Source organism: Legionella donaldsonii, assembly GCF_900452385.1.
GTDB lineage: Bacteria > Pseudomonadota > Gammaproteobacteria > Legionellales > Legionellaceae > Tatlockia > Tatlockia donaldsonii.
Genome location: NZ_UGOA01000001.1, coordinates 764,532 through 778,119 on the forward strand (window position 1 = coordinate 764,532; position 13,588 = coordinate 778,119).

Sequence of the window (13,588 nt, forward strand, 5' to 3'; positions counted from 1 at the left end):
AGTGGGGTAATGCGTGTAAACAGTCCTTCTTGATAACGGTAACATTTGTTTACGTATAGTTAATAACGAGCAACAAAAAAGTATTTCGTAATACAGCGGACAGGGACGTTAGCTGGCAGGTTTCGCATTCAAGGAGAACTGTCATGCGCGATGAACCTAATTTCAAACACTATACCCGCGGTGGGCAAATCAGCTTCCACAATCTGCGCATGTGGGATCAAATCACCAAAACACTTACCTGGTTTTGTCTTTTTTCCTGGGTGCTTTTAACCGGCATCATTGGCTGGCTTACCATCCCCTCTGAAAAACTTTCCCAGGCATTGGTGTACTATTACGCCTCGTTTTTAGATCTGATCGGGAACAAGAAGCAGGTATTCACTCTGATGTTTCAGGGCAAGTTATACCGCCAGCCGGTGGAGATGATTGTAAACTACCCCTACTACCGGATGAATGCCGAAGCCATGCTGACCAAGGGCGCTCATGCGGCCTTAATCGGGTTTGCACTGGCCTTGGCAACAGGAGCCGCCCTTGCAGTTTACTTTATTCGCCGTGGCAAAGCCCAACGTGCCAATCAGTTCATTCGCGGATCAAAATTACAAACGGAGGCACAGGTGAAGGAGGCCATTGTCCGCAACAAGGCCAATTCAGACATCACTATTGACGGCTTCCCACTGATTGCAGGTTCAGAAGTCCAACACCTTTTGGTACATGGCACCGTGGGTACAGGTAAAAGCCAGCTCATCATGAAAATTCTTGATGCCTTGCGAGCCCGCGGGGATAGAGTGATTATCTATGATAAGGGCTGCGCTTTCATTCCGCATTACTTTGAAGAAGGTCGGGATGTCATTTTAAATCCCTTTGATTCGCGCTGCCCGAACTGGGATTTATGGCAGGAAGCACCGAAAGATTCTGATTTGGAAAACATGGCTGAGAGTTTAATTCCCATGCACGGTGATGCCGACCCATTCTGGGTATCTGCCGCACGCACGGTCTTTGCAAGTTGTGCATCTCGCATGCGAAAAGATAAAAACCGTTCACTTGAAGCCCTTTTATCACTTCTTTTAACCAGTGAGTTTGGAAAGCTTGAGACCTACCTTCAGGGGACAGCAGCAGCGACTCTTGTCTCTGATAAAATTGAGAAAACGGCCTTTTCCATCCGCGCAGTTATTACCACCTATCTTAAATCATTAAGCTCCCTGGCGGGGCTTGCCAGGGAAGGTAAAGAGGCCTTTTCTATTCGAGATTACATCTTAAACGAAGAAAAATCAGGCTGGCTTTTTATTTCGTCTAATGGCGAGCAGCACAAAACCCTAAAACCATTGATGTCGATGTGGCTTGCCATGGCCTCCTTAACACTCTTGAGTTTGACGCCATCGTCTGCGCGACGCATCTGGTTTGTCTGTGATGAGTTGCCAAGTCTTCATAAACTGCCGTTGTTGGGTGAAACCATAGCTGAGGTGCGCAAGTTTGGCGGCTGCTTTCTATTAGGCATGCAGAGTTTTGCCCAGCTCACGAAAGTCTATGGTCAATCCGGTGGGGCTAAGGAGCTTTTTGATCTTTTAAATACTCGCTTTTTCTTTCGAAGTCCGAGTAGCGAGATGGCGCGCCTTGTGGCCAGCGAATTAGGGGAGGAAGAAATTGAGGAGTCCCGTGAAAATTATTCCTATGGGGCAAACTCGATACGAGATGGGATTTCGTTAAGCACCCAGCGGGTCACAAGAGCGATTGTCTCTTACCCTCAAATCATGGAATTAAAAGATTTGCATTGCTTCCTTCGCCTGCCTGGAGAATATCCCATCACAACCCTCCATCTAACACTTGCTAAACGTGATTCTAAGGCAATGCCATTTATCGAACGGCAATTACAACCCTCCATAGCTATAACAAAAAATTCTCCCCTTAAAGAGATGAACCAAGGCAGTGGTGAAGAGTTGGTCTTTAAAAAAACCGAAACTAAACTCATAGATTACATGGACTAATACCAATGCTAAGCATACAACCACTGAAATCAGCACGAGGGGCGGCAGAATACTACACCAAGGCCTTTGATTATTATGCGAGTGATGCAGAAGCCATGGTTTGGCTTGGAAAAGGGAAAGAATTTCTTAAGTTAGGCGCAGAAGTCGATAAAGAAACGATGTTGTCCTTATTAGAAGGCCGTTTGCCTAGTGGACAAGTGCTTTGCAATCCCAATAATGGCGCTCATCGCCCAGGGTTTGACATGACGTTTTCAGCTCCCAAAAGCCTATCAATATTAGTAGGTCTTGGGATTTCGCCTGAATTAGTTCAATTTCACGATAAGGCCGTTCGTTATGCAGTCAGTCAATTGGAAGCCGAATTTGCTGAAACAAGAGTGAGGCATAAAGACGAAATACGGTTTGAGAAAACGGGTAATCTATTGGTGGCGGCATTTAGACAACCGACTTCCCGTGCGAACGACCCCTCGCTTCATACCCATTGTGTCACGATGAATCTGACGTTTTTTCAGGGTAAGGCTAAATCGTTAGCCAGTGATACAACAAGAAAGCATGGTGTAATCGAGCAAATTCAAAATAATGCTCATTACGGCGGACTTTTGTATCGCCAACATCTTGCTAATCAATTAAAAGAAGCAGGGTTTCATATACGTCTCACAGGGGATGGATTATTTGAAATTGACGGCGTACCAGAAACCGTATTGCATGAATTTTCACGACGACGTGAAGACATTGAACGATTGATGGAAGAAAAAGGGTGGCAGGGGGCTAAAAGCTCATCTACTGCAACGCTTCTTTCTCGCGAAGGAAAGGAGTTGCATGACTCCGAAAGCCTTCATAGTGACTGGCTTAAGCGGGCAGAAAATCATCATTTCAATGCAAAGACATTTTCTCAATCTCAATTGAATTACTCAAAATCGAATTCCATTTTTTCGACCATCAAAGCAAAGTTACAACAATTTTTAAATGGCGGGGAAGAGACCGAAGAGCACAAGGCGAAAGCCTGTGTGTCGGTAGCTATTGAAACACTGAGTCAGCGCCACTGTGTCTTTACGGAGCGTGCACTCCTGGCAGAGAGTATGAAACACAGTTTGGTGATGGCTGGAAGCCTATCTAAAGAGACGTTAAGTCAAATAATTGCCAAGGAAAAGCATACGCAAGGCCTTTATGAGGGCAGATGTCCTGAAACGGGTGCCAGGATGTTAACAACCCCTTGGGCTTTAACATTGGAAACCGAGACCTTAGCGCGTATTGAAGCGAATAAAGAGGTCTTGTCTTCAATGGCAACGCTTAAACAAATACAGGCTTTCCAAAAAGAACGCCAAGCTCATCTGGTTTTTCCAATGACGGAATCCCAAAAAGAAGCTATGGCAATGCTTTTAACATCGAAAGACCGCTATCTGGCTGTTCAAGGTTATGCCGGTGTTGCGAAGACCACCATGCTTTCTGAGACCCGTCTTCTAATGGAGGAGAAAGGGTATCGACTTCGCGGCATCACGGTTGCAAGTTCTGCAGCCCATGAGCTGGCAAAGAAGGGGGGCATTCAAACCGATGTATTTCCGGTTGTCCTTCAAGAATTAAAAGACGCAAAAAGGGGAGGGCGAGAAAAATGGGTCTATATTGTGGATGAAGCCTCAATGCTTTCCTCCCCTCAAGGCCATGAATTAATAAAGCAGATAGAGCGAACCAATGCACGCTTGATATTGGTTGGTGATAGGGCACAACTTCCGAGTGTTAATACAGGCCGCATCTTTAGTTTAACGCAAGATTTTGGTATTGAAACAACCATCATGGATGAGATTGTTCGTCAAAACAACCAAACATTAAAAGAAGCTGTTTACCATGCTACAAAAGGGGAGGTGAGGGATGCACTGGATAAACTTGATGTTCAGGAGCTTGCTACCCATGAAGAGCGAATTCAATGGATTGCGGATAAATGGTTGGGCTTAAGTCAAAAAGAGCGAGAAGAAACGCTTCTTTTTGCGCCAACGCATGCCAATCGAGAAGCAATTACTGAGCTTATTCGAAACGGATTAATCGAGGAAGGGAGTTTAGGCAAAGCGTGTTATCACCAAGACACACTGAAAGCAAAACCCCTGGAACCGATTCAACTTCGTTTTGCCGCTTATTATCAAAAAGGGGACGTCCTTCGATTAAATCAGGATTTTAAGTCATTAAGAATTAGGCAAGGGACTTATTTCACTATTGGCGACATGACAGCAAAACATCGAAAAGATAATGTGCTCCCTTTAGTGAATGATCAAGGAAAGCAAATTATTTTTCCTCTTAAATTACTTCCACGTTACAAAACACACACTGCCTCTTTTGAGCGAATTATTGAGGTGTATCAACCTAAAAAACTAGAGCTTCGAAAAGGTGACAAGGTGATGTGGACGCGAAATTTTAAAGCCGCAGGTCTTCGCAACGGTGAGGTTGTTACTTTACATGATGATAATGAAAAAGCGCTTCAATTTCTCACTAAAGAAGGAGAAATGATAAATCTTGATAAAGCTGAACCTGCTTTAAAACATTTGGATTACAGTTTTGTGCTCACTAACTATAAAGTCCAAGGAAAAGATGCTCCATTTGGTATTGGTCTTATGGAGTCCTATCACCAGTTTGGCGCTACACTAAAAAACTTTTATGTTCAAATTTCACGTGCTATTCAAGGTATGACGTTAGTGACAGATAATCGAGAACAATTGATTGGAGCGCTTCACAATAATAAAGATGAAAAAATAGCCTCAATCGATGTGCTCTCAAGAGAACAACTAAAATATCATGAAAATCGGTTTTTAAATCAAACGAAACTATCTATTAAACCCGTCATCGAGAAAATGAAATCGTTAGAGCAACAGAAAGAATTGAATCAGATTAGCGAGCTTAATTTTAGTAAACAAAAACACCCGAATATAAAGCCTCTACAAATAAAAGAACTCGAATTATAAGGAGAAATTATGCCAAGACTGACTATTTCATTATCAAATGCTCTTTATAGCCGTCTTTCAGCATTATCAATTCATAATAAAGAATCGATGTCGAATATTATTAATCAACTCATTCTTGCTGGAATGCATCATATTGAAGATAGCCCTCCAAAGAGGGAGCAACAAAAACCACTTGTTGATCAGCATTGCCAAAAGTTAATTATTCAGATGAATGCGCTTGTTAAAAACTTGTCAAAGGAGTTGCTTCATTTTAATCAAAATGATTTTAAGCAACTACAACAAGCTAGCGCAAAAAAATACAACGAATTGAATAGTGCTAATTCTGATGTGGCCTAATATATAAACCATCCTGATGCTATCAGATTACTATATAATCTAGAAAGGAAATAAATTTCAACTACTCAAGGAAAGAGAGTGAATATAAAAAAGAGGATAATTCCAGTTATTCTTTCGGTCTTGGCTATTATTGTTTTTATTGTGGGAATTTTTGCAGGTGGTTTTTATCTTGTTATTCTTGCTCTTTTTTTATTTTTCATTGCTTACCTTGAAGAAAAAACTTCATTGGTAATAGTCAGAACAGCCTCTATTACAATTTTATCATTAGCGGTTCTATTATCAATTTTTCTTATTTATTTGTTTTTTAAAAATTCTGTAAATACAGAAGAAAATTATGTTACAAAAAATCCGGACTATTCGTTAGAGGAGATTATTGAGTTGGATAAAAACTCAGATCCATTCGGCCGTTTTGACCGTAATTCACATGTAATTGACTATTCAAACCCTACCAATTCTTCTTCAAGAAAAGCTCAAGAACAAGAAAAGTTAATTGTAAAAACTTCAATAGAAGTTATGAGTAAAATTAACATTCCAACAAGAAGCAATGTTGAAAGCACTCCAGTAATTCTAAGAGACAGATGTTTCGTATATTACTTAAGTCAACAATACAAAGATAGCCTAATGTATTGTCAATCGTCATCCGAAGCAGGAAATCCATATGCTACCTATATATTAGGGATTCAATATTATAATGGTTTAGGAGTTAAAAAAGACAAGGAAATTGGATTAAGTAATTTTATTAAATCGGCAGGACAAGGGTATCCCTATGCTCAGTTCACTTTGGCGATAATCTATTTGGAGATGGGCAAGAATGAATTAGCTAATAAATGGAATTTAAAAGCCAAAGAGCAATTAAAATATTAAGGTTAGATGGAATACTTGGTGAACGCATGGTGAATAGGTAATAAAAAATATTTAAAAACCACTATATTTCAATTAGTTAAGTATTTTACGAGTTCACCACTTTCTTCACCACTAAATTATGGTGTTTTTTCCAAAAAAATAGATATTTTCAATATTAATCAATAAGTTAATAGGAGTGCACATTAGTGCGAAAGGTGTGTGAAAAAGGGGTACAAAACTTAGTGATTACATTCCCTGCCTCATATTCTAATAAAATCTTTATTCTTGCCTGAGCGCATTTCATTTGCGCTTTGGTGAAGGATTGATTTGAACCCATCTAAAAATTAGAAGGCTATACTCATTACTAAATCCCTAACATGATCTAATGGCAGGGGAAACAAATGAAATTACAAAATAAACCTTATATAAAATGTTTTCGTAATGCAAAATCTACATTGCAGTTATTTTTTGATTTAAAAATGAAAAAATCGATAGTTAATCATAATTGGGATAATGAGGATAAAAACAACATATTAAATATTCTTCTTTTTTTAAAGCCTGTTTCATTTAAAAAAAGGTTGGCTATTGTTAGGATTTTCTATCGGGAACCGAGTGTTAAGAGGATTATTTCTCTTGTATACCAAATACAATATATCCGAAATATGGATTTGGAGAAGCAATCAATTACTCCTGGCATGGCTCAAGAATATAATTTAATTGCTAAAAAAATGCTTAGGAAGGCTAAGCTATATCATAATAAAATTGATGAAAAACGACTTAACTATTCTAGTATTAATAGAAAATTGAATGAATATAAAGATATATTACTAGAAGTATTTTTTGAAGGAAAAACTAAAGAGTCTAAAATATTCAGTTACATAGTTAAACACAGCTTAAGTATATCAAGTTTGTTATTATTATTTTTAGTTATATCAGTAGGATTTTATGAGTGGGGTTATTTCTCTTACTTAGGAATCCCATTAAATAATATGCCAATTACTTTAGAGATATTTTTAGTGTCCGCCCTAAGTTGGATTCCAAATATTTTAATTTTTTCATTTATATCATTTATCTATTTTTTAACTTGTTTTTGGGTGCAAGACGGAATGACAATTAATGATTTCCTCGAAAATCCAAGATATGCAAAACTCAACTTTATATTATATTTGAAATACTATCTTTTATTTTGCATAGTTGTCGTAGCTCTATTTATGCAGTTACCCTCAAATAGTGATAGTAAGTATTTTTATTATTATTCTTTTTTAAAATGGTCATTTTATTGGCTGTTATTTACATTTCTTTTTTTTAAAAATCATATCATTAGATCTCTTTTTCCTAAAACTGTGAGGTACATGATTGTAGCAGTTCCTGTTTATATTATCTTTTTACTAAATTATGGTTATGGCTCTGCACAAACTGCTCTTTTAGCCAAGAGTAACACGTTAATTTTTTTAGAAGATAATAGAATTATTTTAAATACAAAAATTCTACGTAATTATTTATCCGGAATTTTAATATATAGGCAAAATAACAAGACAGTCATATTTATAAGAAACCAAGAAATTAAAAAAATTGAATATGAAATATCTTCAAAGGGGAAAGCTTGATCTGCATAATTAAGAATAAGTCTGATTGTACGAGTAATCAGACTTAATGTCACTTCAGGATCGTTGATTGAAGCTATCTTATCTCACCTCTTCTTTCTCCAACCAAAAGCAAGTTATAACTTTAGTAGATAGGAAGCTAGAAGTTATTAGGATATGCTTTTAATAGTGGGTATTTTTAAACTAGCAATTTAAAATATGGACATTGGGAGGGAATATGTCGCTTGAATCTGCGGAGTTATGGTCCGCAATAGCTAATTGGAGCCTTTTATTTTCATTAGTGTTGGGGGTCATTTCTACTGCTGGTATTGTACATTTTGGCAATATCAAAGAGCACTATTTTAAGCAAACCATCGCTATAGCAAATGCAGAAGCATCTAAGGCGAATGCACAAGCGGCCGAAGCTACTCTTAAATTAGAAGAGCTAAGAAAAAAAGTAGCTCCTCGGCACGTTCAGAGGGATTTGTTTTTAAAGGCAATAAATGGACAACCTAAAGCTGATGTAGAGATTATGTTTTTAAGAGACGACCCGGAGTGTTTTAGCGTGGCACAACAGATTTGGCAATTACTAAAAGATGCAAAATGGAATGTGTTAGCGCCTAGGCCTATTCCGCAAAATGAGGCTACCTCTGCTTCAGATCTTCCCATGACTATGACTGTGGACGCACAGCCATCTGGTATAACAGTTATTACACATTCGGTTTCGCGTAAAGAATCCGATGCAACTGTACAAATGCTTTTAGGTGAAAATTGGGAAAAGACCCCAAGAACGGTGATTATATATGCCCTATTACAATCATTAGGAAAAATAAAAACATCAGCGGGAGGTAAAAATAGCCCTCCTTCTGGAATGATTCGGATTGTTGTAGCTCCCCGTGATATAGAATGATGGTGGACACTGAAGTCCGAGATTACAATTAATCAGACTAATGAAGATAGCATAGAGCTCGCCCCATTCACCCATTGCCACCAACGCTCATAATCATGAGATGACTATATTACTCAACTTTATTAAAGGTAGATTATTCGGAGCTTTCCTATAAGAGAAAGAAAAAGTCCTATAATTTAGGTGATGTAAAAAATTTTATGCTGGAAGCTAACTACTTATTTCAAGGACGTTGGATATGGTTATTAATGTAAATCCTTTTTCAGCAGCATCTCTCTTTATTGATCTTTCTTTTGACGGAGCTCATTTAGCTTCTGCTACATCCTTTTTAGTTAAGCGTAATAATACTTTTTTCGTGTTAACTAATAGACATAATGTAACGGGAAGAGATCAAAATACAAGAGAACCACTCGATAAGAAATCCGCAGGGATCCCTAATATGCTGACCATTCATTTTAATAGTGCTGATAAACAGGGAGAGTATATTGGATGCGTTTATCCCTTATTTGAAGATTTTCCGGTTTGGTACGAACATCCTATATTACGTGAAAAAGGAGATTTCGTTGCATTAAAACCACCCATCGATGAAGCAATCTCCTTGTCTCCCTATTATGATTTAGATAAGTGGGATAATGATATATTATTTCAGCCTGGTTGTAGATTAAACATAATTGGCTTTCCCTACGGAAGAGCTTCAACTAATAATTTAGGAATCTGGATAACTGGTTTCTTAGCGAGTGACTTGGATGTCGATATAGATGGGCAACCTAAATTCTATATTGATGCTCGGACAAGGACAGGACAATCTGGTTCCCCAGTCGTTTTTTTTAGGCATAATGAAACTATTAGCCTAAAGAATGGTTCTAGGACGAGTGCCTCTTGCACCTACTTAATGGGTATATATAGTGGGCGTATTGGTAAAGACTCTGATATTGGCATTGTGTGGAAATTAAAAGCGCTGCGTGAACTTATCGATTCTATTCCTATCGACTAATTAACTAATTTCTTAGACTTAAATAAATGATGATTTATTTTGCTCAATAAATAATGCGGTCTTTGTTAGTTGGCATTTATCCCTTAAAGTTACCAAATATTGATCTAGGGTTTTTGGTGGTTTTTTTAACTTTTGATAACATTCTTTGATAGAAAGTATAAAGAGCTCTTTATTTTCTTTAGCGACCCTTAAAAATAAATCATCGGGATGACATGCCTTAATTTTAAATTGGGACAAATATTGCTTGGGAAAATCTTTAAGATTCGCTGTAATAATTAGCTGTGATTTCGAAGCAATTGCAGCAGCTAATACATGTTCATCATTTTTATCAGTCAAAGATAATTCTTCCTCAATCTGACCTTTCCCCTCAATTAGTACCAGGGTCACGATGAGAAAACCCACATTAAGCCACCTGTTGAGTAAAGACAACTGGTGGAAAATAATTTAATGCACTATGTGGCCTCACATGGTTGTAATGATGCCGCCATTTACCGATTTCATAACGCGCCTCTTCCAACGTTCTAAACCAGTTTTGGTTGAGACATTCGTTACGAAATTTTCCATTAAGGCTTTCAACGAAACCGTTTTGCGTCGGTTTACCAGGCTGCATAAAGCATAACCTTACCTTGGTGGATTTAGACCAGAAAAACATAGCCTTAGAGGTAAATTCGGTGCCATTGTCACAGACAATCTGTTCGGGATAACCGTGCTCTTCACCAAGCTGCTCTAAAAATCGTGTAACTTGTTGTCCAGAAATAGAGAGTGCAACAAGTTGCCCCAGCAGTTCACGGTTAAAATTGTCAATGACATTCAATACGCGAAAACGACGACCATTTGCTAGTTGATCAGATACAAAATCCATCGACCAACGCTTATTTTTCTGAGCTGGCACATCCATAACCAGGCGAGGACGTTGGAGTTTCTTTCGTTTTTTGGTACGAACCTGAAGACCCTCCTCAAGGTAAATCCGATAGGTGCGCTTTTTGTTCTGGACTAAACCCTCTCCTCGTAACAAGCCGTGCAGCAATAAATAACCATAACGAGGATATTGAACGGCCAACTCTTTCATACGGTCTTTCAATCCATCATCCAAGCGCCTTTTCTTTAGGTAGCGGTACGCCGTGCGACTTAGCCCAACCAGTTTGCAGGAAACTCGCTCACTGAGTTTAAAATGAGTTACCAAATGCTTTGCAACACTTTTTTTGCTGGCGGGCTTTACCACTTTTTTGAAACAACGTCCTTCAGCGCTTCATTCTCCAGTAGTTTTTCTGCAAGGAGTTTTTTCAGCTTCTGGTTCTCTGACTCAAGCTCGCGCAATCGCTTCGCTTCGTTAACTTCTAAGCCCGCATACTTACTACGCCAGTTATAGAAGCAACCGCTTGTTATCCCCATAGTACGACAAATATCTCCTACCTTTGCTCCAGCCTCGTGCTCTTTGACTGCCTTAATAATCTGCTCTTCACTGTAACGTCTTTTCATTTTGAGTTCTCCATTGTAATAATTTTAATGGATTTCTTATCTTTGTCATGGTCTTATTTTTGGGGGATAGGTCAGGTTTAACAAGCATATGTCCTGAATATGAAGAGAGCTAAAATTTCTGGGAATAATAGAAACAGCAAACAACTTTACTTTTAGAGATAATCGTCAAATTTGAGTGTTCGATTATTTTTAAAGGCACTTTTCCATATAAAACTCTTTAATTTACCCAATTTGAGTATTTCTATTAACTTTTCTGCCCAGGCTATTTTATAAACATAATCTTTATGTAGTGAATCATACAAACAATATTCTGGGTTTGTATTAGATGGATCACTAGACTTCGATCTTGGACGTATAGAAAAACAAATATATAGACATTTATGATCACAATGACTTAAATTAACACCACAACCCTTTTTAACTAATTGTAAAATTGCAGAAGGTTTTACCCCATCATCATTTATAACGTCTCTATGAATAATGCGATCTTTAGTTATTGAAGTGATTTTTGTAATTGAGCTTCTTTCTTCTTCCGTTAAAGAATCCCATTTTATAAACTCAATTGCTATATCATTCCGGTTTGTATTTGAAATTTTAGGAATATTTATTAATTTGATGCTATAACAACTCGAGCTAAAAACATCGTCTGGAAGAGCAGATCTATAACAGTCAATATAGTTTTTTATATCCTGTAAATCCGAAGATAAATTCGATTTGTTAGCTTTTTTTTGCTCTTCTTGTCTTAATTGAGAAAACTGCAAAGAAAAAACAATATTTTCGTTTAAGGCATACTTTGCTCCGAACCATTCTATCAATTGGGTTTCATAATTAAACAAAAATGCCTGGCATTCACCGAATAAAATAACATCAAATTCATGCTTATTGATGTGTCTATGCTCAATTTTATTTCTCAATGGAATGAATAAGTTCAAATTGGCGCGGACGTCTTCCCTTAATTTCCCATATTCCTTCATACAGTCAGATAAACTCCAAGCCCTTCTTTCTCCATCTATTTTTATATATCTTTTATTTTTGGGGTCTTTCAAATAAAATTTATCTCCTATACGAGAGTAAAAATAACAATGAAATAAACGTGTCCAAGCCATTATCATCAAGGCAATATAGGCTTGAGTCCTAAACGTAGCCCTTGGCTTATTGTATATCTCTACAGCCAATAAAGCTGAATCAATAGAAGATTCTAAGATTGCTTTTGCTTTCCCTTTCATAAAGACCTCGCCAAAATCTCCAAAAAGCGAGTACAGATACTAATTATAGTATTTTGTAAAATTATTTGATTATGACCAATGTGAACCTTATAGCATTATCTCAGACCATAATTCTTGTTATATGGTTTTTCCATGTACAAATTTTGCAGGTAATAAATACAACCTTTTTCATTTATAATTTACTTAGATAAGTTAACGATATTAATTAACCTTTTAGTGAAAGGAATTACTTGTCTCTTGGTGTCTAGTCCCTGTGGTAAAGACATCAGTAAATAAAACCCCCCCCATTTCCTTTGAGAAACCTAATTCGAATACAGGTGGATGAATCCGAGTTAATAGGTCGCAAAATCGGATAACATGCTTAAGCCATCTCCTTCTTGAGAAAGCCATTTTTGTTTCTCCTCTACTGGGATAATAGTGCAATAGCCTTCTTCAGCGGAGTAAATAATCACTGCATTGCCCTGCTCAAGCCGGGTAAGAAGCTGTCTTTTTTTATGAGACAAATCTATTTCTCTCTCACCGTAGTCAGTTGCCTCGCGAGTAAGTATCTCCATGATTAAATTCTCTATGGCCAGTTCCGACAACAGATGGTAATCAATTTCAATCATACTGCGAGCTCCACTTAACGATGCTGTTAGGAGTGTTATTGCAAGAAAATAATCAAATCTAAAAGATTCTTCCACGTTAATAAAAGTTGCGTAAATATCGTGAAAATAACAATGCTCATCTTATCCATGAGTACCTTAGAAAGATCTGCAATGAGGTTAAAGCAATCTATATAATCCCATTAAAATCATCAAAGAGAGTAATACAGCCATGCATTAATTTCTTTAATTCATAATTTTTTTCCAATAACAAATACCTTGCTAGATCATGATCTCTGTGTTCAGTCGCCATTACAAATATGTATTTTTTGTCATTAAATTTACTAACAATCGATACACCATTATAAAGCCCAAACGCGGAACGACCAGACATGGTTTGTTTTTCATGCTTATTAATAAAACTGGCTTGATTCCATGGGAGTATTGAAATATTTGATTTTTCTACAATTCTTTTTAATGGATCATTGTCGATTAGTTTTTCTTCATAATAGAAATCTATCCAATCCTCATGGGTACAGAATCGGTAGGATTTGTTGTTTGAAGTTTTATCTGAGACAAGATAATAGAGGTAATCACACCCCAAGGCATTTAGTGGCCGTAATTGTTTGTTGAAAAGAAGCTCGTGTTTTTCATCGAAGGGTAGGAAAATCCTTTTGCGTACATCATGTATCATAACAAATCCTTAAATACA

Annotated in this window: 12 protein-coding genes; 7 read left to right on the top strand and 5 right to left on the bottom strand. The window is 37.4% G+C overall.

Features of this window, described 5'->3' with window-relative positions; all coding sequences use genetic code 11:
• Nucleotides 1–143 precede the first annotated feature (143 nt).
• From traD to DYC89_RS03645, 7 genes are all read left to right on the top strand, one after another.
• Entirely contained in the window at nt 144–1,979 is a 1,836-nt protein-coding gene (gene traD / locus DYC89_RS03615; protein WP_115220541.1) for a type IV conjugative transfer system coupling protein TraD, read from the top strand.
• Between the two features lie 5 nt (nt 1,980–1,984).
• Nucleotides 1,985–4,924: a MobF family relaxase gene (mobF, locus tag DYC89_RS03620; protein ID WP_115220542.1), complete on the top strand. Its 2,940-nt coding sequence runs from the start codon at nt 1,985–1,987 to the stop codon at nt 4,922–4,924.
• Between the two features lie 9 nt (nt 4,925–4,933).
• Nucleotides 4,934–5,260 carry a hypothetical protein gene (locus DYC89_RS03625; protein WP_115220543.1) on the top strand — a complete coding sequence of 109 codons (327 nt, stop codon included), beginning with the start codon at nt 4,934–4,936 and terminating at the stop codon, nt 5,258–5,260.
• A 78-nt stretch (nt 5,261–5,338) separates the two neighbouring features.
• Nucleotides 5,339–6,124, top strand: coding sequence for a tetratricopeptide repeat protein (locus DYC89_RS16450; protein ID WP_181879311.1), 786 nt, complete (start codon nt 5,339–5,341; stop codon nt 6,122–6,124).
• 380 nt (nt 6,125–6,504) lie between these two features.
• Nucleotides 6,505–7,710 (top strand): hypothetical protein, encoded by a 1,206-nt coding sequence (locus DYC89_RS03635; RefSeq protein WP_115220545.1) that lies wholly within the window; start codon nt 6,505–6,507, stop codon nt 7,708–7,710.
• Nucleotides 7,711–7,924: 214 nt separating this feature from the next.
• Nucleotides 7,925–8,596: a hypothetical protein gene (locus DYC89_RS03640; RefSeq protein ID WP_115220546.1), complete on the top strand. Its 672-nt coding sequence runs from the start codon at nt 7,925–7,927 to the stop codon at nt 8,594–8,596.
• Between the two features lie 235 nt (nt 8,597–8,831).
• Nucleotides 8,832–9,587: a serine protease gene (locus tag DYC89_RS03645; protein ID WP_115220547.1), complete on the top strand. Its 756-nt coding sequence runs from the start codon at nt 8,832–8,834 to the stop codon at nt 9,585–9,587.
• 18 nt (nt 9,588–9,605) lie between these two features.
• Here the strand turns inward: DYC89_RS03645 and DYC89_RS03650 are convergent, their stop codons facing one another.
• The 5 genes from DYC89_RS03650 to DYC89_RS03670 form a co-directional block, all read right to left on the bottom strand.
• Nucleotides 9,606–9,974, bottom strand: coding sequence for a PIN domain-containing protein (locus DYC89_RS03650; protein WP_147285470.1), 369 nt, complete (start codon nt 9,972–9,974; stop codon nt 9,606–9,608).
• Between the two features lie 16 nt (nt 9,975–9,990).
• Nucleotides 9,991–11,066 (bottom strand): IS3 family transposase gene (locus tag DYC89_RS03655; protein WP_115220549.1). Its coding sequence is split into 2 segments (ribosomal slippage): nt 9,991–10,817 and nt 10,817–11,066, totalling 1,077 coding nucleotides; the frame shifts between segments, so codons are not numbered across the junction.
• Nucleotides 11,067–11,218: 152 nt separating this feature from the next.
• The gene (locus DYC89_RS03660; protein WP_115220550.1) at nt 11,219–12,292 is read right to left on the bottom strand and encodes a DUF3644 domain-containing protein; all 1,074 of its coding nucleotides are present in this window, start codon (nt 12,290–12,292) and stop codon (nt 11,219–11,221) included.
• A gap of 332 nt (nt 12,293–12,624) precedes the next feature.
• The gene (locus tag DYC89_RS03665; protein ID WP_115220551.1) at nt 12,625–12,900 is read right to left on the bottom strand and encodes a YheU family protein; all 276 of its coding nucleotides are present in this window, start codon (nt 12,898–12,900) and stop codon (nt 12,625–12,627) included.
• 166 nt (nt 12,901–13,066) lie between these two features.
• A complete protein-coding gene (locus DYC89_RS03670; RefSeq protein WP_115220552.1) occupies nt 13,067–13,570 on the bottom strand; it encodes an autoinducer binding domain-containing protein in 504 nt (167 codons plus the stop codon).
• Nucleotides 13,571–13,588 lie beyond the last annotated feature (18 nt).

What these genes read in the sequence shown, in the direction of transcription:
- DYC89_RS03645 (WP_115220547.1), top strand. Translation starts at nt 8,832, where the DNA reads ATGGTTATTAATGTAAATCCTTTTTCAGCAGCATCTCTCTTTATTGAT.
- mobF (WP_115220542.1), top strand. Translation starts at nt 1,985, where the DNA reads ATGCTAAGCATACAACCACTGAAATCAGCACGAGGGGCGGCAGAATAC.
- DYC89_RS03670 (WP_115220552.1), bottom strand. Translation starts at nt 13,570, where the DNA reads ATGATACATGATGTACGCAAAAGGATTTTCCTACCCTTCGATGAAAAA.
- traD (WP_115220541.1), top strand. Translation starts at nt 144, where the DNA reads ATGCGCGATGAACCTAATTTCAAACACTATACCCGCGGTGGGCAAATC.
- DYC89_RS03625 (WP_115220543.1), top strand. Translation starts at nt 4,934, where the DNA reads ATGCCAAGACTGACTATTTCATTATCAAATGCTCTTTATAGCCGTCTT.
- DYC89_RS03635 (WP_115220545.1), top strand. Translation starts at nt 6,505, where the DNA reads ATGAAATTACAAAATAAACCTTATATAAAATGTTTTCGTAATGCAAAA.
- DYC89_RS03640 (WP_115220546.1), top strand. Translation starts at nt 7,925, where the DNA reads ATGTCGCTTGAATCTGCGGAGTTATGGTCCGCAATAGCTAATTGGAGC.
- DYC89_RS03665 (WP_115220551.1), bottom strand. Translation starts at nt 12,900, where the DNA reads ATGATTGAAATTGATTACCATCTGTTGTCGGAACTGGCCATAGAGAAT.
- DYC89_RS03660 (WP_115220550.1), bottom strand. Translation starts at nt 12,292, where the DNA reads ATGAAAGGGAAAGCAAAAGCAATCTTAGAATCTTCTATTGATTCAGCT.